Source organism: Kitasatospora papulosa, from assembly GCF_000717245.1.
In the GTDB taxonomy this organism is placed as follows: Bacteria; Actinomycetota; Actinomycetes; order Streptomycetales; family Streptomycetaceae; genus Streptomyces; species Streptomyces papulosus.
The window spans coordinates 12,474-38,353 of record NZ_JNYQ01000008.1 but is presented as its reverse complement, the minus strand read 5'-3'; the positions used below and the strand labels follow the sequence as shown (position 1 = coordinate 38,353).

Below are 25,880 nucleotides of genomic sequence, written 5' to 3'. Positions count from 1 at the left end.
CCGTCGCACATCCGCTCGCTCCACAGCGGTCATGTCGAATCAAGCCGGTCACGGAAGAAGTAGGGGACCGGGCTGTCGCACCCCCGCGGCGGCCCGGCAGCCGCTGCCGATCCGTACCCGGAGACCGTCATGACCGTGCTGCCCCTCGCCTCTCCCACCTCCGCGCCCGCCGGCGTCCCCGCGCCCCGCCAGGCCGCCCCCTCGGGGTACCGGGTCGCCCTCGCCACCTGCCAGGACGACGTACGCGCCGCCCAACGGCTGCGGCACCTGGTCTTCGCCGGTGAACTCGGCGCCCGGCTCGACAGCGCCGAACCCGGCCTGGACAGCGACGCCTTCGACGCCCACTGCGATCACCTGCTGGTGCGTGAGGCGGCCACCGACGAGGTCGTCGCCACCTACCGGCTGCTGCCGCCCGAGGGAGCCAGGCGCGCGGGAGGCCTCTACGCCGAGAGCGAGTTCGACCTCGGGCGCCTCGCCCCGATCCGGGACGACCTGGTCGAGGTGGGGAGGTCCTGCGTCCACCCCGCCCACCGGGACGGAGCCGTCATCGCCCTGATCTGGGCCGGGCTCGCCCGCTACATGGAGCGCACCGGCCACACCTGGCTGGCCGGCTGCTGCTCCGTCCCCCTCGCCGACGGTGGAGCGCTCGCCGCCAGGAGCTGGGACACCGTACGCACCCACCACCTGGCACCCGAGGAGTACTGGGTCACGCCCCACCGGCTCTGGGACACCACCGGCCACCCCGGTGGCGGCGCGGGCGGGCGCGCCGCGCTGCCGCCCCTGCTGCGCGGCTATCTGCGCCTGGGAGCCTGGGTCTGCGGCGCCCCCGCCCACGACCCGGACTTCGGCGTCGCGGATCTCTACGTCCTGCTCTCGATGCGCCGCACCGACCCGCGCTACCTGCGCCACTTCCTCTCGCTGGCCCCGCTGCGATGAACGCCTGGCTGCCCGTGGCCCCCTGCACCCCACGCGACTGCGCGCGCCACGAGGGGGCGAGGCGCGCCCCGCTGCCCGCGGCTGCCCTGCTGCTCGCCGGCTGCGTCGTCACCCTCCTCGGCGTGCTGGCCGTCCCCGCGGTGCTGCTCCTGACGCCTGCCCATCGGGACCCGCTGACCCGCCGCTGGGCGTACACGGTGGTACGCGCCTTCGGGGTACGCATACGTGTCACCGGGGCGGCCGTGGAATCCGCTCGGCCGGAAGCCGGCGAACTCGTGGTCGCCAACCACGTCTCGTGGCTGGACATCCCCCTCGTGGCCGCGGTGCTGCCCGCCCGGATGGTCGCCAAGAGCGAGATACGGAAATGGCCCCTGCTCGGGCCGTTCGCCGCGCTCGGCGGCACGCTGTTCATCGAGCGGGACCGGCTGCGGGCGCTGCCCGGCGCGGTGCGGACGCTGGCCGGGGCACTGGCCTCCGGATCACGGGTCGCGGTGTTCCCGCAGGGCAGCACCTGGTGCGGCCGCGGAGGGGGCGGCAGATTCAGACCCGCCGCCTTCCAGGCCGCGATCGACGCCGGAGCCGCCGTCCGCCCGGTCCGCATCAGCTACCGGACGGCAGGGACGAACACGGCGGGAGCCGCCGCGTTCGTCGGCGACGACCCGCTCGCCGCCTCGCTGTGGCGCGTGGTCACCGCCGCCGGGCTCACCGCCGAGATCCGGATCCTGCCGCCGGTGCCCGCCGGTCGTGAGCCCGACCGGCGGGCACTGGCGCGGGCCGCTCAGTCGGCCGTCGCCAGCGACAGGGCGAACCTGCCCGCCTCGTCCGTCCACCACTGATCCAGCCGCAGACCCGCCGCGGCCAGTTCCTCCCGCACCCTGCGCTCACGGAACTTCGCCGAGATCTCGGTGCGGAGCTCCTCGCCCAGCTCGAACTGCACCACGAGGTCCAGCTCCCGGATCTTGACCGTCAGGGCCCGACGGGCCCGCAGCCGCATCTCCATCCACTCGTGCTCGGGGTCCCAGAGGGCGACATGGGCGAAGTCGTCGAGCGGGAAGTCCGCCCCCAGCTCGCGGTTCACCACCGCCAGGACGTTCTTGTTGAACGCGGCCGTCACCCCGGCCGCGTCGTCGTACGCCGCGACGAGGGTCGCCTCGTCCTTGACCAGGTCCGTGCCGAGCAGCAGACCGTCCCCGGGCGACAGCCGCGCGCGCACGGACCGCAGGAACTCGGCGCGCTCCGCGGGGAGCAGGTTGCCCAGCGTCCCGCCGAGGAACACCACGAGCCGGGGACCGGGGCTCTCCGGCAGCTCCAGGACATGGGTGAAATCGGCGACGAGCGCGTGCACGGAGAGTCCGGGACGTTCGGCCAGCAGGGCCTCGGCGGCGCCCGCGAGGGCACTTTCGCTGACGTCCACCGGCACGTACGTGTGCAGCGCCGGCAAGGCGTCCAGCAGGTGCCGCGTCTTCTCGGAGGAACCCGAGCCCAGCTCGATCAGGGTCCGGGCCCCGGACAGGGCGGCGATCTCACCGGCGCGGGCGATCAGGATCTCCCGCTCGGCCCGCGTCGGGTAGTACTCGTCCAGACGGGTGATCTCCTCGAAGAGATCGCTGCCGCGCGCGTCGTAGAACCACTTGGGCGGCAGCGTCTTCGGCTGCCTCGTCAGACCGCTCAGCACGTCGGCGCGCAGCGCCGCGTCCGTCGCGTCCGCAGGCAGGGTGCGGGTCAGCAGGAAGGGACTCACGCGGTGGGCTCCTTGAGCGGGGTCAGCAGGACATCGGTGCGTGTCGCGGCCAGCAGAGTGCGGTCCGGGACCTCGCGCCAGTACGGATCGTCGTCGTACGGCTCCGAGGCCACCACCGTGCGGCGGCCCGGGTCGTGCAGATACCAGAGGGAGTCGCCCCATGCGGTCGCCACGATCGTGGAACCGTCCGTGAGCAGCAGGTTGAGGCGTGAGCCCGGGGCGGCGGCGCCTGCGTCGAGAACGGTGTCGGCGACCGCCTGCCCTATCTCGTCACCCTGCGCCGTGCGGTGCAGCACCAGCGCCCACAGCAGGGCCGAATCGCTCCGCGCAGCCAGGGCGAGCAGCCGCTCGGGCGGCAGCCCGGCCGCCAGTGGTGCCAGGGAACCGGGCCACCCCCGGACCGCGCCGTTGTGACTGAACAGAAGACGCCCCTCGGCGAACGGGGCGGCGGCGGCCTCCCCGTCCGCCCCGGCGAACGTCGCGTCCCGGACGGCCGCCAGCAGCGCCGTGCTCCGCACCACGCGGGACAGGTCCGCGAAGGTCTCGTCGCCCCAGACCGGCCCGCTCCTGCGGTAGCGGCCGGGGACGGGATCCCCCTCCGCGTACCAGCCGACCCCGAACCCGTCGGCGTTGACCGTGCCGTTCCGCTGACGCCGTGGTTCCCAGGACTGGCGCACGAGCCCGTGAGCGGGGGAGACGAGCAGCTCTCCCAGCGGCACGGAGGGACCGAGGTACGCGATGTGACGGCACATCAGGCATCCCTCGCCGTACGGAATCCGGAGAAGATCTGCCGCCGTACCGGGAGGTCCCAGTTGCGGAACGTGCCACGACAGGCGACCGGGTCCACGGCGAACGAACCGCCGCGCAGCACCTTGTGCCCGGGGCCGAAGAACACCTCCGAGTACTCGCGGTAGGGGAACGCCGCGAAGCCGGGATACGGCAGGAAGTCGCTCGACGTCCATTCCCACACGTCGCCCACCATCTGCCCCGCGCCCACCGGGGACCGGCCCGCGGCGTACGCACCCGCGGCGGCGGGCCGCAGGTGGCGCTGGCCCAGATTGGCCCGCTCGGGCGTCGGGTCCTCGTCGCCCCACGGGTAGCGCAGGGAGCGCCCCGATCCGGGGTCGTGGCGGGCCGCCTTCTCCCACTCCGGCTCGGTCGGCAGGCGCCGGCCCGCCCAGCGGGCGTAGGCGTCCGCCTCGTACCAGCTGACATGGAGCACCGGCTCGTCCGCCCGCACGGGTTCGGTCACCCCGAAACGCCTCCGCAGCCACTGTCCGGCGTCACGGTGCCAGAACAGGGGTGCCGTCAGGTCGTGTTCACGGACCATCGCCCAGCCCTCCGGCGCCCACCAGCGTGCGTCGGTGTAGCCGCCGTCCTCGATGAAGGCCTGGTAGGCGCCGCAGGTGACCGGGGCCGTGTCGATGTGGAAGGCATCCACCTCGCGCCGGTGCGCCGGCCGTTCGTTGTCCAGCGCCCAGGGCTCCGTGGACGTCCCCATGGTGAAGGGGCCCCCGGGGACCAGGACTTCGGCGGGGAGCGGGACGGTACCCGTGGGTTCCGGAGGCTCCGGGGCGCTGAGCACCGCCGGTCCGGAGCGGAGCTGATGGGTGATCAGCATCGTCTCGTCGTGCTGTTGTTCGTGCTGGGCGACCATGCCGAAGGCGAAGCCCGCACGCTCCAGCGGGCGGCCCCCGCCGTGCAGCGGGGCGCCGCCGAGGATGTCCAGCGCCCGGCCGCGTACGTCGGCGGCGTACGTCCGCGCCTCGGCGGGTGCCAGCAGCGGCAGCGAGGGACGGCTGGCCCGGGAGTGCTCGAAGGCGTCGTACAGCCCGTCGATCTCGGGGCGCATCGCCTCACGGCCGCCCACGGCCCGCAGCAGCCACAGTTCCTCCTGGTTGCCGATGTGCGCCAGGTCCCAGACCAGGGGCGACATCAGGGGGGAATGCTGCGCGGTGAGCTCGTGGTCGTCGACGCTGTCGGTGAGCAGGGCCGTGCGCTCACGGGCGGTGAGGAGCGCGGCCAGGGCGCGCTCGCGCAGGGCCTCAGCGTCGGTTTCCTGGACGGTGTGCGGAGCGGGTGTGTCAGTCATCGGACCAAGCCCTTTCCGTGAGGCTCCTGTGCCGGGTCGGGAAGATCGTCGGCCGGACATCGGCCCCGGGCGACGTAGCGCTCGTGGAAGGCGGCGACCGTCCCGAGGACGTGACCGCTCGCCCCCATCCTGGGCAGAGCCTCCAGCGCTGCCGTGAAACAGGCCGCCGCCGCCGCGGCCAGCTCCGGGTCACGCAGCCCGTCACGGGCGGCAGCGGTCCACAGCGGGTTGCGCGGGGCGGGAGGGAGGCCGGCGGTCTCGGCCAGCGGTTTCACCGTGCGGTACACGGTCTCCGCCGCTTCCGGGTCGTCGAACAGCGCGGTGGTGACGGCCAGGGGAACCAGCCAGCCGTCGGTGCCGGACTGGGCGTCGATCATGCGCAGTTCCAGGTGCCCGCGCGGGCGCACCGGGGGGAACAGGGTGGTGAGGTGGTAGTCGAGATCGGCCCGCACCGGTGGCCTCGGTCCGCCGCCACGGATCCAGTCCCGGAAGGTCAGCGCCTCGGGCACGTCCCACGGGCCCTCGGCGTTGCGGACACACATCAAGGGAGTGGCGAGCACATGGGCGGCCCAGGCGTCCCGGGGGTCGAGGCGGCCCTGTGGTGCCAGCGTCCTGGCCGGGTCCAGATCCGCCCACAGCGCCTGCCGGGTCGACTGCCAGCCGGTGCGCCGCCCCTGCCGGAACGGCGAATTGGCGAAGGCGGCCACCAGCACCGCGCCCAGCAGATGCCCGAGCTGCCACCGTCGTCCGTAGCCCAGCGGGCCCGGCTCCTCCTCACCGGCGTCCAGGCAGACCTGTACGGAGGCGGAGGTGCACATCATCGCGCGGCCGGCGGAACCCGAACGGTCCAGCGCGGCCTCCATGGCGTCGTAACGCGGTTCACGCAGCAGGCGACGGGGCGGATTCCACGGGTCGACCCCGATGCCTGCGAGGGTCAGCCCCGACCGGCCCAGGGTGTCGCGCACGGCGGCCAGATCCGCGGCCGTGGCGTCCACGCACTCCATCAGGGAGCCCTTGGGCTGCGAGCTCAGTTCCAGCTGGCCACCGGGCTCGAAGGTCAGCGCGGCGTCGAGCGGGGTCGCGCGCACCGCGTCGGCCGCGGCGCGCAGTCGGTCCTCGGGGACAAGGGCCTCGGGGTGTTCACGGTCGTGGACGAGCCATTCCAGCTCCACACCGACCGTCCGGGGCGGTCCCGTCTTGAAACATATGCCGCGGAGCAGATCCTCCGCCTCCTCCTCGCCGAGCGGTGCCGCGTCGACGGGCGGGCCGTGCTGACCGAGAGTGTCCGGGGGCATGCCGGGCCTCCTCCAGAGAGTGCTTCCTTCCCACCCAAACCCTTACCGGGAGTTCGCACAAGGGTGCCCCCGTACGACGGAAATATGGTTGCGTCCATGCCGCCGCGACGGTCAGCATGCCCCGTATGCACCACACCACGGGGGAGCGGCGATGAGCGCACGGCTGCGCGGTATCGCGCGCGAGACGGAGTCCATCGTCCTGGCCGGGCGCTATCGCACGTCCGAGGGCCGCGAGGTGTCGATCGGCCGTGAGGTGGCCGCGGCGCTCTCCGGGACCCGGCTCCACGGCCCCGGTCCGGTACCCGTGGCCGCCCTGGACACCGACCGCACCCCGGTGGTCGAGGTGACCGGTGAGACGAGTCTGCAGGCGGCGCGCCGGATGACTGCCGGGGCGACGGGCAAGGTCGCCGTGCTCAACTACGCCTCCGCCCGCAACCCCGGCGGCGGCTACCTGAACGGCGCGCAGGCGCAGGAGGAGTCCCTGTGCCGCGGCTCCGCGCTGCACGCCACGCTGCTGCGAGCCCCGGACTTCTACGCGCACCACCGTGCCGAACGCAGCGCCCTCTACACGGACCGGGTCATCCACTCGCCGGGCGTGCCCGTCTTCCGCGACGACCGGGGAAGACTGCTGGAAGCCCCGTACCTCGCCGGTTTCCTCACCTCGCCCGCGCCCAACGCCGGAGTCGTCCGCCGCCGTGACCCCGAGCTGGTCCCGCTCATCCGCACGGCACTGGCGAGCCGGGCCGAACGCGTGCTCGAAGTCGCCGCCGTGAGCGGCTACCGGCGGCTGGTGCTGGGGGCGTGGGGCTGCGGCGTGTTCATGAACGACCCCGCCGAGGTGGCCGGCGCCTTCCGCGCCCTGCTCCGTGGCGACGGACGGTTCGCGGGGCACTTCGAACAGATCGTCCTCGGCATCCCGGACCGTGACCCCGACTCCGCCGTCCGGGCGGCGTTCACCCGTGAGTTCGGCGGTCAGCTCCAGCCGTAGCGCTCCCGCAGCCGCCCCACGACCAGGTCGTACCTGCCCCGGTCCAGCGCACAGGCCTCGCGCCGCATCCCGTCCTCGTGCACCCGCAGCACCCGGTCCAGGTCCACCCATGACGGCCGCCCCGAGCTGTCCCACGGGCCCGCGCCCAGTGCCACCCACTCGTGGTCCCCGTGGTGCTGCTTGCTGGACAGCTGCACGGCGAGAAGGGTGCCCTCGTCCTCCCGCGCCACCACGAGAACCGGCCGGTCCTTGCCCCGGCCGTCGTTCTCCTCGAACGGCACCCAGGTCCACACGATCTCGCCCGGGTCCGGATCACCGTCCCGGTCGGGGGCGTACGAGGTGCGGACGGTCCCCACCTCGCGCGGTTCGGCCTCCGCGGTGGCCGCCGGGCCGCTCCGGCCCGGGAAGTCGGTCGTGCTGTCGCTGCTGTGGTTGTGCTCGAACGTCATCGCAACACCGTAGAACCTCCACGGCCCTGACCGCGGAGCGGGTCGGCGGAACGGGACACGGCTCGACCTCGTGATCACCTCATCCACCGTCATACGCGTGGCCCGCGCCGTCATCGTCCGCCGACCCCTCGCGACGGCTCCGTGTCCGCGGGGACGCCCCGCACCCCTGGCACGGCGTCAGGACCGCCGGAGCCGGCGCCCGCGCCGGTCAACGCCATCCGGGCGCGGGCGGGTGCCGCACCGTCGACGCGCCCGGTGCGGTGCCCCGGCCCGCAGGCCGGGGCGACGGGTCTGGAAGACTGCCGCACGCCATGAGCCAGTTATCCCCTCAGCCCGCCGGCACCTCCCTACCGACCAGCGCCGACGTGGCGCGGCTGGCAGGGGTCTCCCGGGCCACCGTGTCCTACGTACTGAACAACAACACGACCGTCCGGATCAGCGACTCCACGCGCCGCCGTGTCAGGGAAGCCGCCGCGGACCTCGGCTACGTTCCCCACGCGGCGGCCCGGAGCCTTCGGGCCGGGCACTCCAGAACGGTGCTGCTGCCCGCCGGGCAGGCCCCGGCCGGCGCGCTGTACCAGCGCTTCCTCACCCAGCTCGAATCAGGTCTGCGCCGCCTCGACTACACCGTCGTACGGTACGGCGGTGTCGGTCAGGACGCCGACGAGGCGGCCATGACCTGGGCGGAGCTCCGCCCCGTCGCCGTCGTGTCACCCGACGACCTCGCCCTCACCCCGTACGGCATAGGCGTCCTCACCCGTTCCGGGGCCAGGGCCGTGATCACTCTCGGGTCCCAGCCGGTGGACGGGGCGCACGCCCTCGTCGTGGACCAGCGGGAGGTAGGCGCGCACGCGGTCCGGCACCTGCTCGCGCGTGGACGTCGCAGCATCGGGGTGGTCGTACCGCAGGAACCCGGGCACGCCCTGATCGCCCGGCCGCGGCTGGCCGGTGCCCTGAGGGCCGTGGAGGAGTCGGACGCGGACGCCGGTGTCCGGGCGCTTCCCCTGCGGTACCAGGAGGATTCGGCCCAGGACCTCGCCTCACGCTGGCGGACGCTCGGCCTGGACGCCGTGTTCGCCTACGACGACGAGTACGCGATGCTGCTGACGCGCGCCCTCCAGGACGCCGGCCTCGTCATACCCGGCGACACGGCCGTCATCGGTGCCGGCGACCTGATGCTCGGCAGGCTCCTCAGGCCCCGGCTCAGCAGCGTCGCCATGGAACTGACGTGCGAGCAACGGCCCGCCGAGATGATCGACCGGCTGGTGCAGAACCCCGGAGGCCCGCCGGAGCGCCACCATCTCCTGCGGCCCGCCGTGGTGGCGCGTGAATCCAGCTGACCGGTCCCACGACGTGCGGGGCCGCGTCCGGATGTCTAGCGTCGTCGGCATGAGCCATCCGCAGAGCTACGAGATCCTGCTGTTCCCCGAACCGGAGGAGCCCGACGCGGGGGGTCCCGAGCCCGGCACCGCGATCCGCTCCGCAGTCGTGGCGGCCACCGGGAAGACCGGGGCTTCGGGTTACCCGCGTTACGAGGGCGGAGGCATGGAGGCGGACGTCGATCCCGCCACGCACACCGTGGAGGCCCTTCTCGTGGACGGCGCCGAGATCGACTACGGGCTCACCGTCCGGATCGCGGAACGCATCCGCGGGACGGGAGGAGCCCAGGAGTACGACGGCAGCGGTGAGGCGCCGGAACCACCCGAGGAGAGCGCCACGGCTCCCGGGCAGCAGGGGAACGGATGACCCCGTGACCTGCGGATCCGGCGCACGAAGAGGGCCCGGCCGTCCGGCCGGGCCCTCACCGCGACGGTCGCGGATGTGCAGGGACTACTGAGGCTCCTGCTGCGCCTGCTTCTGCTCCTCGACGGACTTGCGCACCTCGTCCATGTCCAGGTTGCGCGCCTGGCCGATGACGTCCTCCAGCGCCGCCTCGGGGAGCGCCCCGGGCTGGGAGAAGACCGCCACGTTGTCACGGACGATCATCAGCGTGGGAATCGACCGGATCTCGAAGGCCGCCGCCAGTTCCTGCTGCGCCTCCGTGTCGACCTTGGCGAAGACCAGGTCGGGGTGACGCTCGGACGCGGAGTCGTAGACGGGGGCGAACTGCCGGCACGGACCGCACCAGGAAGCCCAGAAGTCGATCAGCAGGAATTCGTTGTCGCTCACGACCTGATCGAAGTTTTCCTTGGTGAGCTCTACGGTGCTCATACTCTGTTACCTCTTCCTGGGACAGTTCGGACCTGTCCGGCACAACGGTGACGTCACTTGCGGTATTCCGCCTGCCCATGTGGCCGCTCCGCACACCCACGAGGACACTGTTCCCATGACAGATCTTGATGGTGTGAAGAGCGGTGAATACGACGTCGTCGTCATCGGGGCCGGCCCGGTGGGCGAGAACGTGGCGGACCGTGCCAGGGCCGCCGGACTGAGCACCGCGGTGATCGAGTCCGAACTCATCGGCGGCGAATGCTCCTACTGGGCCTGCATGCCCAGCAAGGCGCTCCTGCGCCCGGTCGTCGCGCGGGCCGACGCACGCCGGGTCCCCGGTCTGAGCGACGCGGTGCAGGGACCGCTCGACGTGGACGCCGTACTGGCCCACCGCGACTACGAGACGTCCCACTGGAAGGACGACGGCCAGGTCGGCTGGCTGGAGAGCATCGGCGCGGACATCTACCGCGGCAAGGGGCGGCTGACCGGCGTCCGGCAGGTGTCCGTCACGGGCGCCGACGGTACGGAGCGGCACCTCACCGCACGGCACGCCGTCGCCGTCTGCACCGGCAGCCGGGCCGTCGTCCCCTCCCTGCCCGGCATCGCGGACGTCCGCCCCTGGACCAGCCGCGAGGCGACCAGCGCCAAAGAGGTGCCGGGCCGGCTCGTCGTCGTCGGCGGGGGAGTGGTCGGCGTGGAGATGGCCACGGTCTGGCAAGGGCTCGGAGCCGAGGTGACGATGGTGGTCCGGGGCAGCCAACTGCTTCCCAGGATGGAGCCCTTCGCCGGTGAGCTGGTCGCCGAGGCGCTCACCGAAGCCGGCGCACGCATCCTGACCGGGGTCTCGACGACGGCGGTGAGCAGGTCCGGACATGACGGTCCGGTCACCGTCGAACTGGACGACGGCCAACGGCTGGAGGCCGACGAGATCCTCTTCGCCACCGGCCGTGCCCCGCGCACGGACGACCTGGGCCTCGACACGGTGGGACTCGAGCCCGGCTCCTGGCTCACCGTCGACGACAGCTGCCGTGTCGACGGCAGCGACTGGCTGTACGCCGTCGGAGACGTCAACCACCGTGCTCTGCTGACCCACCAGGGCAAGTACCAGGCGCGCATCGCGGGAGCGGCGATCGCGGCCCGCGCACAGGGCACACCCCCGATGGAGACGGACCCGTGGGGCGCGCACGCGGCCACCGCCGACCACGCGGCCGTCCCCCAGGTCGTGTTCACGGACCCGGAGGCGGCCTCGGTCGGCCTCACCCTCGCCGAGGCGGAAGCGGCGGGCCACCGGGTCCGCGCCGTCGACCACGACCTGGCCGCGGTCGCCGGTTCCGGTCTGTACGCCAAGGGCTACAAGGGCCGGGCCAGGATGGTCGTCGACCTCGACCGCCGGATCCTGCTCGGCGTCACGTTCGTCGGACCGGGCATCGGAGAACTGCTGCACTCGGCGACGATCGCCGTCGCCGGGGAGGTCCCCGTCGAGCGGCTGTGGCACGCGGTACCCGCCTACCCGACGATCAGCGAGGTCTGGCTGAGGCTGCTGGAGTCGTTCAGGGGGTAGCGGCCCGGGCGCCGCCGACGAGCCGCTGCGGGAGGTGGCGGACCGGGTTTTCCGTGGCGCCGGGCGGTGGTGTCTGCGCGGGGCCTGTGGTCACGCGTGCGTCCGGCGGTACCGCGCCGGTGCTCCCGCCGCGGTCCGGCCGGGCCGGTCGGGCCCGGCCGGAACGGCGGATCAGATGTCGACGACCCGGTAGGCGAGGGTGTAGACGCCACCGGATCCTTCCAGCACCCGGTACTGCGTCTCCGCTCCGACCTCGTTGCCCGTGACCGTCACCGAGCCGAGCCGGTCGTCGCTGCTGGTGCTGTCGTAGTCCCACAGCGAGAGCGTGCGGGACTCGGTCCTGCCGAGGACCAGCAGCGCGTTGCCGTTGCTCCCGTCCAGGGCACGGCGGTAGCCGGTGCCCATGGTCTGGTACGACGCGTTGGCGGGCCAGAGCCTCACGGCCTTGCCGCCGTTCGCCGCGATGTTGAGGTAGGCCTCGTCGTGGTCGCCCTCGCTCTCGTCGCCGCAGTACAGGTCGACGAGCTGGATCTGCACGTAGTCGACCGGATCGGCCTGCGCGGCGCCGGCGGCGCCCACCAGCGAGGTGAGGCCCAGCGCGCCCGCAAGGGCGAGGGTGGTCAGTCGTCGGACGGTCATCGTGTCCCCCGTGGTCTCAGTGTTTCCGGCCGGTCATCCGACCGGCTCGAAGAACAGACTGCCGGACCGCCGTGCGCCGTTCTACGCGCGTTCCGCTGAGCGGAACCGGCGCGCGGAGAGGGACGGACCGCGTCAGGAGCTCCGTACCCGGCGATGCGTCAGTAGTGCAGGACGGGAGGCAGACGGGGCGGGGCGCCGGCCCGGACGAGGGCGGCGGTGACGGCCGCGGCCGCCCGGGCCGCCTCCTGGGCCGCTCGCTGCAGTCCCTGGGCGGACAACGTCATGACGGCGATCGCGGCAAGGGTCCGGTCGTCCCGCCCTCGCACCGGCAGCGCCGCGCAGCACACCCCGTCCATCACCTCCGCGCACTCCAGCACCGCCCCCGGCAGCCGGCCCCCGGAACCGGCCCGGCCCCGACCGCTCAGCACCTGGCCCGCCGCGGTGTCCAGCAGGAAACTCATCCCGTTCCGCACCGGCACCAGCGGCTCCGCCTCACCCGGCACGGATGCCACGGTGAGTGCCCGGCCGTCGTGCAGGACGGTCAGCAGGGCGCTCGCCCCGGTGGCCGCCCGCAGCCGGTGCAGCGGGTGACGGGCCGCCACCCGTAAGCCCGGGTGCGGCTCCCACGCCTGCCCGAGACGGTAGAGCTGCGAGCCGACGCGGTAGCGGCTGCCCCGCCGCTCCACCGCTCCCACCAGCAGCAACTGCTCCAGCAGCCGGTGCGCGCTCCCCTTGGGCAGGGCGCAGGCCGCAGCGATCTCGGTGAGCCCTGCCTCCCCGCCGCACCGGCGCAACGCCTCCAGGAGCGCGAACGCCCCCTCGATCACGCCTCTCCCGCGGTCCGTTCCCCGCTCCTGCTCCCCGCCTGCGTGTCGCGACATCTCTCCCCCAGCCGGTCCACCGGGCCGTACCCCTTCGCACGGCCGCCGAGAGAGAATGCCCGACCTTCACAGCAGGGGCACACCCCGCCACGCGTGAACGTGACCCACGGCACATCGGACCCCGCTACCCGTGGGACGGGAGGAGCGCGGGAAGGCTCCGGGGCCCGGTGGGGCCGGCCGCTGACGCTGTCCCTGGAGGGGGATGCTCGCCCTGTCCGCCGTCGGAGCGTGCGGGGCGGGACGCCGTCTCCACCTGTGCGGGCGGTCGCCGCTACGGCCGGGTGAAGGTCATGTGCGTGACGCCGCCGGGGGTCGTCACGGACTCGGCCCTGAAGCGCTTCTCGAGCCCTTCGAGCCCGTCCCACAGGCGCTCGCCACGGCCCAGGACGATCGGGACGACGGCGACGTGCAGATGATCGACGAGGTCTTCCGCGAGGAACTCGCGGACCGTGGACGGCCCGCCACCGATCCGCACGTCCAGGCCGCCCGCGGCCTCGCGGGCCTGACGGAGGGCCTCCTGCGGTGTGGCGTCGATGAAGTGGAACGTGGTGCCGCCCTCCATCTCCACCGAGGGGCGGGGGTGGTGGGTCAGGACGAACACCGGGGTGTGGAAGGGCGGATTGGGCCCCCACCAGCCCTTCCAGTCGTCGTTCTCCCACGGCCCGCGCAGAGGGCCGAACTTGTTGCGGCCCATGATCTCCGCTCCGACGCCGGCCTCCCAGGTGCTCGCGATGGCGTCATCGGCCCCGGTGCTCCCGCCCGGCTTGCCCAGCATCCGCTGGAAGGTCCTGGTCGGGAAGAACCATTCGTGGAGCCGTGTGCCGGCGTGGCCGAACGGGGCGTCGGGGCTCTGCCCTTCACCGGTGGCGAATCCGTCGACGGAGACGGAGAAGTTGTGGACGCGCACGCGGGACATTGCGTGAAATCCTGTCGTCGAAGCGATGTGATGGCGAACCGAGGAGCGGTCATCCGGACGGTCCCCATCATGGCCGCGCTCGGCTCCAGGGAAGCGCGACACCGCTGGACCGCACCCGAACGCAGTGCCCGCGCCCGCCTCTCGACGGGTGAAGTATCTCAAATGATGGACGCGATGTAACCGGTCCGTGAGATGCGTGAGAGCGTTACCGGGCCCGCACGGGTCGCGCGGCCTTGCCACGAGGGGGACCTGCACCGCCCGCGGGACCGCCGGCGCCCCTACGTCGACGGCCGCACTACGCCCTCGTGGGAAAGTCCCAGAGATGTACGCTCCCACCACCGGGCCGGCCCAGGCCCCGTCGCACTCCCAGGCCGCTCCCGGCAACTCGCGGTCCCGCGTCCTGATCGCCAGCCTCATCGGCACGACGATCGAGTTCTACGACTTCTACGTCTACGCGACCGCCGCGGTCCTGGTCTTCCCGAAGCTCTTCTTCCCGAGCAGCGACCCGACCACGGCCCTGCTCTCCTCCTTCGCGGTGTTCGGCGCGGCCATGGTCGCCCGCCCGATCGGCGCCATCGTCTTCGGCCACCTCGGCGACCGTCTCGGCCGCAAGGGCACACTGGTGGCCTCGCTGCTCACGATGGGCATCGCCACCTTCCTGATCGGCGTCCTGCCGACGTACGCGCAAGCCGGCTGGGTCGCCACGGCGCTCCTGGTGCTGATGCGACTCGCCCAAGGCTTCGCGCTCGGCGGCGAGTGGAGCGGCGCGGCCCTCGTGGCCACCGAGAACGCACCCGCCGGGAAGCGCGCGCTGTGGGGCACGTTCCCGCAGTTGGGCGCCCCGCTCGGGTTCATCATCGGCAACGGACTCTTCCTGGTCATCGGCGCGCTGCTGCCCTCCGCGGCCGGCGCCGACCCCTCCCAGCCCTCGGACGCCTTCCTGAGCTGGGGCTGGCGGATCCCGTTCCTGTTCTCGGCGGTGATGGTCGCGATCGGTCTGTGGGTGCGCATGCGCCTGGTCGAGTCCCAGGTCTTCGCGAAGACGCAGGAGACCGGCAAGGTCCGCAAGCTGCCGCTGGCCACCGTCTTCCGTCACCACTGGACGCAACTGGTCCTGGGCAGCTTCGCGATGCTGGCGACGTACGTCCTCTTCTACCTGATGACGACGTTCTCGCTGAGCTACGGCCGCACCGCCGAGGACGCGGACGTGCCAGGCCTCGGTTACAGCTACACCACGTTCGTCCTGATGATGATCTTCGGTGTGGTCTTCTTCGCCGCGTTCACCCTGATCTCCGGTCCGCTCGCGGACAAGTACGGCCGCCGCAAGACCCTCGCCTGGGTCACCGTGGGCATCATCGTCTTCGGCCTGGTCTGGGTGCCCCTGATCGACCTGGGAACGCTCGGCGTCGTCCTGTGGCTCGTCCTCGGCTTCACCCTGATGGGTACGACGTTCGGTCCGATGGGCGCGATGCTCCCGGAGCTCTTCCCGACCAGCGTCCGCTACACGGGCTCCGGCATCGCCTACAACGTCAGTTCCATTCTCGGCGCGGCCGTCGCCCCGTTCGTCGCGGTCGCCCTCTGGGAGGCCGGCGACGGCTCCCCCTGGCTGGTCGGCGTCTACCTCTCCGTGATGGGCGTCCTCACCCTGACCGCCCTCCTCATCGGCAAGGAGACGAAGGACGTAGCTCTTGACGAGGGCGAGGTCCCGGCAGCCCCCGCCCGCACCGAGGCCCCGTCCGTCTGACGCGGACCTGCTGCCTCGGCGGGGGCCGACCGGACGGTGGCCGACGTGCGGTCAGCTCCCGTCCGGTGTGTCGTGCAGGAACTCCAGACGCTGCTGCGCCACCGTCAGGTGCCTGCGGTCGAGCGAGGGGAGCGCCCGCAGCAGGCTGATCAGTTCCGGGCCGCACTCCCGCGCCCGGGCCGCGTCCTGCAGCTGGGTCCAGCAGTAGTGGGCGCTCCGGGCCGCGGAGAGGACTTCCGGGGCGTCTGGTGACTGGTGCACGAGCCTGGTCCGTCCGGCACCGACCCAGAGCTGCGTCGCGAGCAGGAAGTTGCCGGACATCTTCGCGAGGTCGGCCCGGATCTCCACCCACTCGGTGGCCTTCGGCGAGTCGAAGCCGTCGGTCTGCAGGATGTACTGCTCCCACATCTGTGCCATCTGGGCGGCCTCCGTGTGCCGGCCCGACTGCGCGAGGGCGTGGATGTGGGGACGGGGGTCCTGCGCCACGAAGACCGGGTGGGCGGGCGGCGGCTGAGTCGACGGCGCGGCATCGGTCTGCGGCACGACGACGGTGCCGGTCCGCGGAGCCGGCCCCGCCCCGCGGCCGCCACCCGGCTCGTGGGCGGGCCGGGGAACCACCGGCTGGGGGGCGGGGCCGTCCGTCCTGCCCTGAGGCCGGTCCGTCGCCGGATGGCCGAAGGCGTATCCCGGCGCCGTGATCTCCCTGATGCCGGGGAGGACGAGTGCCCCCGGAGGCAGAGCGGCGGACGCCACGGTCAGTGCGTGCAGCCGGGAGTTCGACGGCCGCTCCGGGGCGTGACGCAGTTGCTCGATCCAGTGCCTGGTGTACGAGCTCACCCCCTCGTCCCCGGCGAACCCGGGCGGGGTGACGACGCCGTACACCTCGGCCGCCGTCGAGGCGGGCAGCGTCCCGTACTCCCGCAGAAGAGGCCAGGCGGCCTTGTCCGCCGCCAGGTCGAAGACCACCGTGGTGAGCCCCTGGGGGCGGGTCCGCAGTTCCGTGCCCAGCCATTCCCAGGGGAGCGCGGTGTAGCGGGCGGTGGAGGCCGTGGTCCTGGAGAGGGCGAGGTAGAGCTGTTGTCCCCGACGGTCGGTGGTGAGCCGGCCGGAGAGGTAGACGAGCAGCGGGCCGGGGGTCGCGGCGGCCGTGCGCAGTCTTACCTGAAGGGCGTTCTGGTCGTGGATGCCGTCGAGATACGTGGTGTCGCTCGGCACGTTGCTGCCCAGCAGGGCGGAGACGGGGACCATGGACAGCGCCGCGAGGTTCTTCGACGGGAGCACCTGGACCGTGCGGCGCCGGGTGGCGCTGTCCCCCGCGATCAGAAGTACGTGCCCTCGTTGTTGCTTCGCCCCGTTGATCTGCATGGACAGCACCGTACCCATAGGGCGGCAGACCTCTGCGGTCGCTCTGCCGGGCCGCCTGCTGAGAGGCAGTCATATGTCCGCATGCAGGGGGTTTCTGCCCGGCTCGCCCCGTGGGCCGATGCCCGGTGTCCACCGGCGACGAGGAAGGACGCGGACCCGGGCGGGACGCCCTGGCGGCCGGGTCCGTCGCCGTCCTGGCGACAGGTCCCGGCCGCCACCGCCGACGACCGTCCGAGCCGCTGCCCGCCCACGGTGGAGCAGGCCCGGCGACGGGACGGTCAGCCGGCCGGCGGCCCGTCAGGTCCCCCGTCGCCGGGAGGGGCGACGAAGGATGCCCTCACCGGCGTCCCCTGGCGCGGCGCACCAGCAGGACGACGGCGAGCAGGGCACCGCCCGCCAGGAGCGGCTTGCGGTTGGCCCGTGCGATCGACGTCGCTCGCCCGGCCTTCTCCAGGACGGGATCGGGCGTCTTGTCCGCCGCGTACTGTCCGGCCCTGCTCGCGGTCTCCCGCACCTGCGCGGCGGCCTGGGCCGTCTTCTCCAGGACCGGGTCGGGTGTCCTGTCCTTCACGCGCTCGGTGGCCTGCTCCGCCTTCTCACGGATCTGATCCGCCACCAGGGAAGCCTTCTCCGAGGCCTGCTTCCTGGCAGCGGCCGACTTCTCCTTCGCCTGCGCCTTGACGTCGGCCTTGGCACCCAGGGCCTCGGCCGTCCTCCCGAGTTCGTCACGGGTGCGCTCGGCCTGTTCACGCAGCTCGTCTGTGCTGGAGGCGTCGGGGACCGGGGTGCCTATGTCGGCCCGGGATTCTTCCTTCATCGTCATGCCCTTTCCTCGGTCTCGGCCTGATCGGCCTCGACACTGTCGACGGTCGGCTCGGGTGAGCGGGTGCCGGCCCCGTCCGGCGGCACCGGCGCGGGAGCCGCGACGCGTGGCCGCGATCGGAGCCCGGGTCGTCAGGACCCGATGCCGGCGGCGGCGACGAAGCGGCCACCGTCCGTCCCGTTGCAGCTCGTCCGTACGGAGCCGTCTTTGCCGTTGTACCGGCTCGACTACCCCCGAACCCCGCTCGCACCCACCCCGTCGGGAGGTGACACCTCCGCACGGACGGACCGGGTACGCCAGGTGCTCCTGGGACCCCGTCCTCCAGCCCTGCGGACCGCCGGTCGGCAGACTTGGGGTCGGCGGTCAGCGGTCAGCGGTCAGCGGTCGGTGGTCGGCGGGAAGGGCCTGTTCGGTCCAGAGGGTCTTGCCGGAGCGGGTGTACCGCGTCCCCCACCTCTGGACGAGCTGGGCCACGATGAAGAGGCCGCGCCCGCCCTCGTCGTCCTCGCCGCTGTGGCGCAGGTGGGGTGAGGTGTGGCCGGTGTCCGCGATCTCGCACAGCAGGGTGCGATCACGGATGAGGCGCACGTGGAGAGGCCCCTCGGCGTACCGGACGGCGTTGGTCACCAGCTCGCTGACGACGAGCTCGGTGGCGAACGACAACTCGTCGAGACCCCAGCGGTGCAGCTGTGCGGTGGTCAGTTCCCGGGCGTGGCCCGGTGCGACCATCTCCGCGTCCAACTCCCACTCGGCCACCTGCGAAGCGCCCAGCTCGCGCGTGCGGACGAGCAGCAGAGCGGTGTCGTCGGCCGCCGGGCCGTTCGGCAGGAGTTCTTCCACCGCCCGGTCGCACAGTTCTCCGAGCGCCGTCCGGCGGTCGTCCCCGAGAACGTGTCCCAGGATGTCCAGCCCGTGATCGATGTCCCGGTCGCGGGACTCGACCAAGCCGTCCGTGAACAGCGCCAGCAGACTGCCCGCCGGGAGCTCCATCTCCAGGGGCTCGAACGGCAGTCCGCCGAGCCCCAGCGGCGGGCCGGCCGGCAGGTCCGGGAAGGAGGGCTCGCCCCGCGGTGGCACGACGGCAGGCGGAAGGTGCCCGGCCCTGGCCATGACGCAGCGGCGGGAGACCGGGTCGTAGACCGCGTAGAGACAGGTCGCCCCGGTGGTCACGTCGAAGTGGGCCCCGTCCGCCGAGCCCGCCCCGCCCCACTGCTCCTCCGCCGACTGCCGCACCAGATCGTCGAGCCGTGACAAGAGTTCGACGGGATCCAGGTCCATCTGGGCGAACGCCCGTACGGTCGTGCGCAGTCGTCCCATCGTGGCGGCCGCCTGCAGACCGTGCCCGACGACGTCACCGACCACCAGTCCGACCCGGGTCCCGGACAGGGGGATGACGTCGAACCAGTCGCCGCCGACCCCGGTCATGGCATCGGTGGGCAGGTAGCGGTAGGCCACGTCGACCGCGGACTACTCGGGCACGTGCCGCGGCAGCAACTGGCGCTGGAGGACGAGGGAGGCGGCACGTTCGCGGGTGAAGCGGCGGGCGTTGTCGATGGACACCGCCGTCCGTGCGGCCAGCTCGTCCGCGAGCGCCACCTCCCCGCCGTCGAAGACGGCCGAGCGGACGCCGCGTACGAACGTCACGAGTCCCAGCGAGCTGTTCCCCGCCCGAAGAGGTACGACCAGGGTCGTTTCGTCGAGCACCAGCCCGCCGGAGGAGAGGCAGCGGTCCTGCGGCGAACCGGCCGGGTACCGCACGGGTGGCCGGTCCGCCACCGGAGCAGGAGCCGGCCGTCGCCCGACGTCCGCCGCCGAGCGCCGGGCGACCCGGATCAGGGACATGGCCGCCGCGTCACCAGGGGCGGGCATCTCGCCCTCCAGCACCGCCTCGGACAGGTCCACCGTGACGGTGGTGGCGAATTCCGGTACGGCCACCTCGGGGATGGTCTCGGCCGCGGCCAGCACATCGAGGGCGGTTCCGATGCCGCGGCCCGCCTCGACGAGGAGGGCCAGCCGCCGCTGGGCCTTGAAACGGTCCGAGATGTCGAAGGTGTCCTCGCAGACTCCGAACACGTGCCCGTCCGGGTCCTGGAGCCGGTAGTAGGCGCAGGACCAGAGGTGGTCCGTCTCCGGGTCGCTCGGTGGCCGGCCCTGGAAGTGCAGGTCCAGAAACGACTCCCCGGTGTCCAGTACGTGCCGTAGGACCGCGTCGAGTGTGGGCGGGTGCCCCTGGGTGACAAAGTGTCCGTCGAGGTACAGCTCATCGGCCCGGGTGCCGCGGAACTCCGCGAGCGGACGCCCGATCTCGTCCTCGAACGCCGCGTTGCACCAGGTCAGGCGCAGATCGTTGTCATAGATGGCCAGACCGACGGGTGACCGGGTGGTCAGTCCGTGCAGCAGCGCGAGCCGTGACTCCCACTGCCGCAGATCCTGCAGCTCCGTCATGACGAGGACGCGCGCCGCCGTGCCCGCCCCCGGGAGAGGACACACCGTCGCCGCGACGATCAGCTCGTGTCCGTCGCGATGGCGGGCGACGCGCACCTCGTTCCCCCGGAACGGAGTGGTGAGAGGAGGCGTGGACCCGGGGGGACCGGGTGACAGGAACATCCCCAGCGGTCTTCCGACGATCTCGTGCGCCGGGTGGCCCAGGAGACGCGTCGCCGCCGGGCTCCACCCGATGACGGTGTCCTGGGCGTCCACGACCACCGTGGCCGCCCAGGTGACGTCGAGGGGACCACGGAAGTCGGCACTCCGCTCCGTGTTCCCAGCAGTCATGGCGCCGGACCAGCCCCGTTCATCTCCTCCAGAATCCGCCGTCCCCGGAGTCGGCACAACCGCGGACGCCTCGCCGGAGCGGTCCATCGCCCGGAGGCGGGTGCGGACCGCCCACGGCGGATCCCCGGCCGGCCGACGGCCTTCCCGCCCGCGCCGCACCAGCGCTCCGTCACGTGCGGCGGCCCGCCCGGTCCATCAGGTCGAAGAACGTGTCACCGCGGACCACCTCGAACGGATCGCCGAGCAGGTCACAGAGCTCGGCGATGTCAGCAGGTGTCCAGCTCCCCCGTGCGCCTCCCCGTGTGGCGACCGTCCGGCACGCGGACGGAGAATCATGAGCCGGCACGGGACGCCGGCCGCCGAATCCACCGACCGGGAGTGCGCGCGTGCGACTGCTGCTGACTTCGGACACCCACCTGCCCGAGCGGGCCAGGGAACTGCCCCCGTCCCTCATCGAGGAGATGGACACGGCCGATGTCGTCCTGCACGCCGGTGACTGGGTGGACGTGGCGACCCTGGACCTGTTCGAGACGCGTGCGCGCCGTCTCGTGGGTGTGTACGGCAACAACGACGGTCCCGGGCTGCGGTCCAGGCTTCCCGAGGTCGCACGCGTGGAGTGCGGAGGACTGCGCTTCGGCGTCGTGCACGAGACAGGGGCGACGCGGGGGCGGGAGAAGCGGTGTGCGGACCGCTTTCCCGACCTCGACGTCCTGGTGTTCGGACACAGCCACATCCCCTGGGACACCACCGCTCCCGGCGGACTGAGACTGCTCAATCCCGGCTCGCCGACCGACCGGCGGCGTCAGCCGTACCGTACGTACATGACCGCCCAGGTGGCGGACGCCCGGCTCACCGACGTGCGCCTGCACCGGATTCCGCCCCGTACGTGACGAAGCGGCCCGTCTTCCCGGCGGCCCTCGTGTGCCCCGGTCGCAGGAGGCGCGGGCGGGGTGCGGGGCACCGATGCCGCAGGGCGGGCCCCGCACCGGGGCGGGTCACCAGTCGTGGACCGACCCGTCGTGCAGCCGGTTGACCGGGAGGTAGGCCGCCTCGTAGGGGTGCGCGGCCGCCAGTTCCTCGTCGAGGTCCACACCGATCCCCGGCGCCTCGCCCGGGTGCAGGTGTCCGTCCTCGAACGTGTAGGCGTGGCGGAAGACCTCCTCGGTGAGCGGGGTGTGGCCCGAGTACTCCTGGATCCCGAAGTTGTGTACGGCGAGGTCGAGGTGGACAGCGGCCGCCATGCCCACCGGGGAGATGTCCTCCGGACCGTGTATCGCGCTCTTGATCTGGTACTGCGCCGCGAAGTCGAAGAGCTTGCGCAGGGGGGTGACCCCTCCGAAGTGGGTCACGGCCGAGCGGACGTAGTCGATCAACTGCTCGGTGATCAGGCCCTGGTAGTCGTACACCGTGTTGAAGACCTCGCCGACGGCCAGCGGCGTGGTGGTGTGGCGGCGCACCGTGCGCAGGGCCTCCTGGTTCTCCGCGGGGGTGCAGTCCTCGAGCCAGAAGAGGTGGTACGGCTCCAGCTCCTTGCCGAGGCGGGCCGCCTGGACGGGGGTGAGCCGGTGGTGGGCGTCGTGCAGGAGAGGGAGCTCGGGGCCGAACTCGGCACGCACCGCCTCCAGTACGTCCGGCATGTGACGGAGATAGGCGTCGGTGTCCCAGTCCTCCACCAGCGGCCTGGCCTGCTGGTGCAGCACGGGTGAACCGTCGTCGGCCGTGCTCGACACGCCGTACACGGCCTTGAGCCCGGGGATGCCGGACTGGACGCGGACGGCGGGGTAGCCCTCGGCGAGCCGCGCACGCACCGAGTCGAGCAGTTCGGGGATGTCACGCCCGTTGGCGTGGCCGTAGGTCCCGACGCGGTCCCGGCTCGCGCCGCCGAGGAGCTGGTAGAGCGGGAGGCCCGCGGCCTTCGCCTTGATGTCCCACAGGGCGACGTCGACCGCGGCGATCGCGGCCATCGTGACCGGCCCCCGCCGCCAGTAGGCACCGCGGTACAGGGACTGCCAGGTGTCCTCGATCCGGTGCGGGTCGAGCCCCAGCAGGAGGGGCACCACATGGTCCTCGAGATAGCTGACCACGGCCAGTTCCCGGCCGTTGAGCGTGGCGTCGCCGAGACCGGTGAGACCCTCGTCGGTCGTCAGTTTGAGGGTGACGAAGTTGCGGCCCGGGCTGGTGACGAGGACCTTCGCGTCGACAATCTTCATGGAGTTCTTTCTTCCGGATGCGGTGGGGGAGGGGCCGGTCAGCCCTTGGTGGCGCCGGAGGTCAGGCCGGCGACCAGGTACTTCTGGCCGAGGACGGCGGCCAGCACGACGGGGACGGTGATGAGCGTCGCGGCGGCCATCAGACCGCCCCAGTCGGTGCTCGCGTACGAGATGAAGTTGAAGAGGGTCACCGGAACGGTCTGGGTCCGGTCGTCGGCGAAGATCAGCGCGAACATGAAGTTGTTCCAGCTGAAGACGAAGGCGAGCAGGGAGGCGGTCGCCGTGCCGGGCGCCGCCAGGGGCAGCGCGATGCGCCGGAACGCGCCGAAGGCGCTCAGCCCGTCGGTGCGCGCGGCCTCCTCCAGCTCGACCGGCAGACCGGCGAAGAAGCTGATCATGATCCACATGATGAGCGGCACGGAGACGAACATCTGACTGAGGGTCAGGACGGTGTAGGAGCCGACGAGGCCCATCTGCGCGAAGAGGTAGTACCAGGGGACGAGCAGCGAGATCGCCGGCACGATGCGGGCCACCAGGATCAGCGATCCCGTGCGGTGCATGCCGAACCGCCCGACCGCCCACGCGGCGGGGACCGCGATCACCGCGGAGAGCACGGTGGAGACCACGCCGACCAGGAGCGAGTTCCCCATCGACCGCAGGATCTGCCCCGCCTCGACGATGTTCCTGAAGTTCTCGAGGGTGGGGCTGAACCACAGCCCCACGGACGGATCGGTCACCTGCACGTTGGTCTTGAACGCGGCTGCGAACATCCACACCAGCGGGAGCGCGAAGACGAGCGTCACGACGCCGATGGTGATGCCGCGCAGCCACGATCCGGCTGTGCGCCGTCGCAGGCGTGCCGCGGCGGGCACGGGGGAGACGGTGGCGCTCATGCGGTCTTCCTTCCGCCCCGGCGGCGCAGCAGCACCACGACGCCGATGATGAAGAGGGTGAACAGGACCAGGACGGCGGCGGCCAGGCCGTACTCCTGGTAGTCGAAGGTGAGCCCGTAGGCGTAGACGTTCAGGGTCTCCACCTCGAAGTCGGAGCCGCCGCCCGCCCCCTTGGTGGCGTAGAGGATGTCGAAGGTCTTGAGGGCGTCCACGGCGCGCAGCACCAGGGCCGTCGCGAGCGTCGGACCGAGCATGGGGAGCACGATGTGCCGGAACCTCTGCCAGCCGTTGGCCCCGTCGACGCGCGCCGCCTCCTCGGGCTCCTCGGGCAGTGTCGTGAGCCCGGCGAGCAGCAGCAGCGTCATCATGGGCGTCCACTGCCAGACGTCGATGAGCATGAGGGTGGGCAGCGACTGGCCGACCGATCCGAGGAACTCCTGGCGGGGCAGCCCGATCCCGGCGAGCAGATGGTTGGCTATGCCGTTGGTGGGATCCAGTATCAGCAGCCAGAGGATGCCGATCGCGACCGGTGTGGTGAGCAGCGGGATGATCAGGACGGTGCGCACCCACCGCATGCCCCGGAACGGCTTGCGCATCAGCATCGCCAGCGCGAGACCGAGGACCGTCTCCAGGATCACCGCTCCGACCGTGAAGACCAGGGTGCGTCGCGCCGCAGGCCAGAACCGGCGGGTGTCACCGAGAGCGTCGGCGAAGTTCTGCAGGCCGACGTACCCCTTGCCCGCGTTCACCGCGCCGAAGGCGTCGGTCAGGCTGAGGTCGACGGTGTAGACCAGCGGGAAGACGATCATCAGGCCGACGAACAGCAGGGCCGGGGTGAGCATCGCCCACTTGAGCCTCCTGTTGGCCTGTTCGAAGGTACGGGGGCGGCGCGCGGGGGCCGGTCCGCCCTCTGACGCGGCGGCGGGGCGCGCCGGGGAGACCTCGGTGGTGGACATCAGGACTCCTTGTGGCGGTTGTCGCGGACGAGGAAGCCGGCGAACTCCGCGTCGGCGTCACGGGCCACGGGCCGTACGTCGTTGCCGAGGATGCCCGCGACCAGCGGCCGCCCGACGATGTCGCGGGCCCGGCCGACCTGCAGGACACGCGGCCGGTCGTAGCCGAGGCCCCGTTCCGCGTTGAGCCGCATGGCCTCGGCGAGATCCGGCGGGAAGGAAGCCAGCGAGCGCGGGTCCGACCACACCGAGGTGCGAGCGCCGGGGATGCCGTCCCTCTGGAGCTCCGCGGTCATCTCGGGGCCGGCGGCCCACCTGATGAACTCCCAGGCGTCGTCGCGCAGCAGACTGAACGTGCTGATGCCGAGACTCCAGGACGGGATGTTGTGCGGCCGGGCTCCGGCCGGTCCGGCCGGGAAGGGGGCGAAGCCGACGGTCTCGCGCACGGTCGACACCTGGGGATCCAGGAAACTGCTGTAGATCGCGTCGGCGTCGACGTAGAAGGCGGCCTTGCCCTGGGCGAAGATCGGCATGGCCTGTTCGAGGCTCATGTTGGTGGCACCGGGCGGGCCCGTCCTCGCCAGCAGCCGGCCGTAGTACTCGTACGCCGCCAGGGCCTCGGGCGTACCGATGCCCGACCTGCCCCCGACGACGAAGTCCCCGCCGTGGGAGTAGAGGAAGCTGGACCACTGGGACACGGCGCCACTGCGCTGGCCCCTGCCCACGAAGCCGTAGAAGCCCTTCCTCTTGTCCGTGAGCTCCTGGGCGGTCGCCATCAGCTGCTCGAGGGTGGGCGGCGGTCCGCCGTGGTCCTCCACGAGGTCCTTGCGGTAGTACAGCGCCGGACGCTCGGTCACCACGGGAACGCTCAGTACCCTGCCTCCCGAGACGGAGGCGTCGCGCGGGGCCTTCTGGAAGTCCGGCCAGGCGAACTCCTCGTCCTGCGCGACGCGGTCGCTCAGGTCGGCCAGCCAGCCGTTGTGCGCGAAGAGCAGCTGCTCCTGGAGCGCGCGGACCATCATGACGTCCACGTCCGTGCCCGATGCGTTCAGCTTCACGTTGTAGCTGCTCGCCAGCTGGTCCGCGGTGAGCAGGGTCATGGAGACCCGTCGGCCGATGAGTTCCTCGAACTCCTCGGTCCTGCGCCGGATCGCCTGCGACCACACGTGGTTGATCGCCATGATCCGCAACGGGGTGTCGGCGGAGGGCCTGCCGCCCCCGGTCGTACACGCGGTGAGCGCCCCCGTCCCGACGGCTCCCGCGACTCCTGCCGCCAGCCTGCCGAAGGAGCGCCGGCTGAGGAGCTGGCTGCTCGTGGACATCGTCGTCCTCGTCTCTCTGCGCTGTCGTGCGTTCGTGCTCCCCCGGGACCTGACGTCTCCGGGGGAGTCCCGGCTCGGTTGGTCCA

23 protein-coding genes and 1 pseudogene are annotated in these 25,880 nt (G+C 72.2%); 8 read left to right on the top strand and 16 right to left on the bottom strand.

The window, feature by feature from the left end; genetic code table 11:
• Positions 1-129: 129 nt before the first annotated feature.
• Positions 130-936, top strand: coding sequence for a GNAT family N-acetyltransferase (locus IA22_RS0121460; protein WP_030124524.1), 807 nt, complete (start codon positions 130-132; stop codon positions 934-936).
• Positions 933-1,772: a lysophospholipid acyltransferase family protein gene (locus tag IA22_RS0121455; protein WP_030124523.1), complete on the top strand. Its 840-nt coding sequence runs from the start codon at positions 933-935 to the stop codon at positions 1,770-1,772. Before IA22_RS0121460 ends, IA22_RS0121455 begins: the two co-directional genes overlap by 4 nt.
• On the opposite strand, the gene egtD is transcribed toward IA22_RS0121455, so the two are convergent.
• The 4 genes from egtD to egtA are packed head-to-tail and all read right to left on the bottom strand — an operon-like array spanning position 1,715 to position 6,064.
• Positions 1,715-2,677, bottom strand: coding sequence for an L-histidine N(alpha)-methyltransferase (gene egtD, locus IA22_RS0121450; RefSeq protein ID WP_030124522.1), 963 nt, complete (start codon positions 2,675-2,677; stop codon positions 1,715-1,717). The genes IA22_RS0121455 and egtD overlap by 58 nt on opposite strands.
• Positions 2,674-3,429 (bottom strand): ergothioneine biosynthesis protein EgtC, encoded by a 756-nt coding sequence (egtC, locus tag IA22_RS0121445; protein WP_030124521.1) that lies wholly within the window; start codon positions 3,427-3,429, stop codon positions 2,674-2,676. Before egtC ends, egtD begins: the two co-directional genes overlap by 4 nt.
• Positions 3,429-4,769 carry an ergothioneine biosynthesis protein EgtB gene (gene egtB / locus IA22_RS0121440; RefSeq protein WP_030124520.1) on the bottom strand — a complete coding sequence of 447 codons (1,341 nt, stop codon included), beginning with the start codon at positions 4,767-4,769 and terminating at the stop codon, positions 3,429-3,431. The genes egtC and egtB overlap by 1 nt, the downstream gene beginning before the upstream one ends.
• On the bottom strand, positions 4,766-6,064 hold the full coding sequence (egtA, locus tag IA22_RS0121435) for an ergothioneine biosynthesis glutamate--cysteine ligase EgtA (protein WP_030124519.1): 1,299 nt from the start codon (positions 6,062-6,064) through the stop codon (positions 4,766-4,768). Before egtA ends, egtB begins: the two co-directional genes overlap by 4 nt.
• Before the next feature lie 151 nt (positions 6,065-6,215).
• On the opposite strand from egtA, the gene IA22_RS0121430 reads away from it, so the two are divergent.
• Positions 6,216-7,052 carry a TIGR02452 family protein gene (locus IA22_RS0121430; RefSeq protein WP_030124518.1) on the top strand — a complete coding sequence of 279 codons (837 nt, stop codon included), beginning with the start codon at positions 6,216-6,218 and terminating at the stop codon, positions 7,050-7,052.
• Here IA22_RS0121430 and IA22_RS0121425 read toward each other — a convergent pair.
• A complete protein-coding gene (locus IA22_RS0121425; protein WP_015579970.1) occupies positions 7,037-7,501 on the bottom strand; it encodes a type II toxin-antitoxin system PemK/MazF family toxin in 465 nt (154 codons plus the stop codon). The genes IA22_RS0121430 and IA22_RS0121425 overlap by 16 nt on opposite strands.
• A 311-nt stretch (positions 7,502-7,812) precedes the next feature.
• On the opposite strand from IA22_RS0121425, the gene IA22_RS0121420 reads away from it, so the two are divergent.
• On the top strand, positions 7,813-8,841 hold the full coding sequence (locus IA22_RS0121420; protein WP_030124517.1) for a LacI family DNA-binding transcriptional regulator: 1,029 nt from the start codon (positions 7,813-7,815) through the stop codon (positions 8,839-8,841).
• A gap of 49 nt (positions 8,842-8,890) precedes the next feature.
• Entirely contained in the window at positions 8,891-9,247 is a 357-nt protein-coding gene (locus tag IA22_RS0121415) for a hypothetical protein (RefSeq protein WP_037659376.1), read from the top strand.
• 84 nt (positions 9,248-9,331) lie between these two features.
• Here IA22_RS0121415 and trxA read toward each other — a convergent pair whose 3' ends face one another.
• A complete protein-coding gene (trxA, locus tag IA22_RS0121410) occupies positions 9,332-9,712 on the bottom strand; it encodes a thioredoxin (RefSeq protein WP_014152540.1) in 381 nt (126 codons plus the stop codon).
• Between the two features lie 115 nt (positions 9,713-9,827).
• Here trxA and IA22_RS0121405 point away from each other — a divergent pair, with 115 nt between their 5' ends.
• Positions 9,828-11,273 (top strand): dihydrolipoyl dehydrogenase family protein, encoded by a 1,446-nt coding sequence (locus IA22_RS0121405; protein ID WP_030124515.1) that lies wholly within the window; start codon positions 9,828-9,830, stop codon positions 11,271-11,273.
• A 171-nt stretch (positions 11,274-11,444) separates the two neighbouring features.
• Here the strand turns inward: IA22_RS0121405 and IA22_RS0121400 are convergent, their stop codons facing one another.
• The 3 genes from IA22_RS0121400 to IA22_RS0121390 all read right to left on the bottom strand — a co-directional run bounded on the left by IA22_RS0121400 (position 11,445) and on the right by IA22_RS0121390 (position 13,709).
• Entirely contained in the window at positions 11,445-11,912 is a 468-nt protein-coding gene (locus tag IA22_RS0121400; protein ID WP_014152538.1) for a hypothetical protein, read from the bottom strand.
• A gap of 158 nt (positions 11,913-12,070) precedes the next feature.
• Positions 12,071-12,793 carry a helix-turn-helix domain-containing protein gene (locus IA22_RS0121395; RefSeq protein ID WP_014152537.1) on the bottom strand — a complete coding sequence of 241 codons (723 nt, stop codon included), beginning with the start codon at positions 12,791-12,793 and terminating at the stop codon, positions 12,071-12,073.
• Positions 12,794-13,064: 271 nt separating this feature from the next.
• A complete protein-coding gene (locus tag IA22_RS0121390) occupies positions 13,065-13,709 on the bottom strand; it encodes a dihydrofolate reductase family protein (protein WP_030124514.1) in 645 nt (214 codons plus the stop codon).
• 322 nt (positions 13,710-14,031) lie between these two features.
• Here IA22_RS0121390 and IA22_RS0121385 point away from each other — a divergent pair, with 322 nt between their 5' ends.
• Positions 14,032-15,453 (top strand): MFS transporter, encoded by a 1,422-nt coding sequence (locus IA22_RS0121385; RefSeq protein WP_014152535.1) that lies wholly within the window; start codon positions 14,032-14,034, stop codon positions 15,451-15,453.
• A 51-nt stretch (positions 15,454-15,504) separates the two neighbouring features.
• Here IA22_RS0121385 and IA22_RS0121380 read toward each other — a convergent pair whose 3' ends face one another.
• The 3 genes and pseudogenes from IA22_RS0121380 to IA22_RS34215 all read right to left on the bottom strand — a co-directional run bounded on the left by IA22_RS0121380 (position 15,505) and on the right by IA22_RS34215 (position 20,416).
• Positions 15,505-16,818, bottom strand: coding sequence for a hypothetical protein (locus tag IA22_RS0121380; protein ID WP_245229595.1), 1,314 nt, complete (start codon positions 16,816-16,818; stop codon positions 15,505-15,507).
• Positions 16,819-17,155: 337 nt separating this feature from the next.
• On the bottom strand, positions 17,156-17,635 hold the full coding sequence (locus tag IA22_RS0121375; protein WP_030124512.1) for a DUF3618 domain-containing protein: 480 nt from the start codon (positions 17,633-17,635) through the stop codon (positions 17,156-17,158).
• 369 nt (positions 17,636-18,004) lie between these two features.
• Positions 18,005-20,416: pseudogene (locus IA22_RS34215) on the bottom strand (SpoIIE family protein phosphatase).
• A 386-nt stretch (positions 20,417-20,802) separates the two neighbouring features.
• On the opposite strand from IA22_RS34215, the gene IA22_RS0121360 reads away from it, so the two are divergent.
• A complete protein-coding gene (locus IA22_RS0121360) occupies positions 20,803-21,306 on the top strand; it encodes a metallophosphoesterase family protein (protein WP_030124511.1) in 504 nt (167 codons plus the stop codon).
• Positions 21,307-21,411: 105 nt separating this feature from the next.
• Here the strand turns inward: IA22_RS0121360 and manD are convergent, their stop codons facing one another.
• From manD to IA22_RS0121340, 4 genes are read right to left on the bottom strand one after another with little or no spacing between them, the layout of a single operon-like run.
• Positions 21,412-22,626: a D-mannonate dehydratase ManD gene (gene manD / locus IA22_RS0121355; protein WP_014152530.1), complete on the bottom strand. Its 1,215-nt coding sequence runs from the start codon at positions 22,624-22,626 to the stop codon at positions 21,412-21,414.
• 38 nt (positions 22,627-22,664) lie between these two features.
• Positions 22,665-23,519 carry a carbohydrate ABC transporter permease gene (locus tag IA22_RS0121350; RefSeq protein WP_030124510.1) on the bottom strand — a complete coding sequence of 285 codons (855 nt, stop codon included), beginning with the start codon at positions 23,517-23,519 and terminating at the stop codon, positions 22,665-22,667.
• Positions 23,516-24,475: a carbohydrate ABC transporter permease gene (locus tag IA22_RS0121345; RefSeq protein ID WP_030124509.1), complete on the bottom strand. Its 960-nt coding sequence runs from the start codon at positions 24,473-24,475 to the stop codon at positions 23,516-23,518. The genes IA22_RS0121350 and IA22_RS0121345 overlap by 4 nt, the downstream gene beginning before the upstream one ends.
• Entirely contained in the window at positions 24,475-25,794 is a 1,320-nt protein-coding gene (locus tag IA22_RS0121340) for an ABC transporter substrate-binding protein (protein ID WP_030124508.1), read from the bottom strand. Before IA22_RS0121340 ends, IA22_RS0121345 begins: the two co-directional genes overlap by 1 nt.
• Positions 25,795-25,880 lie beyond the last annotated feature (86 nt).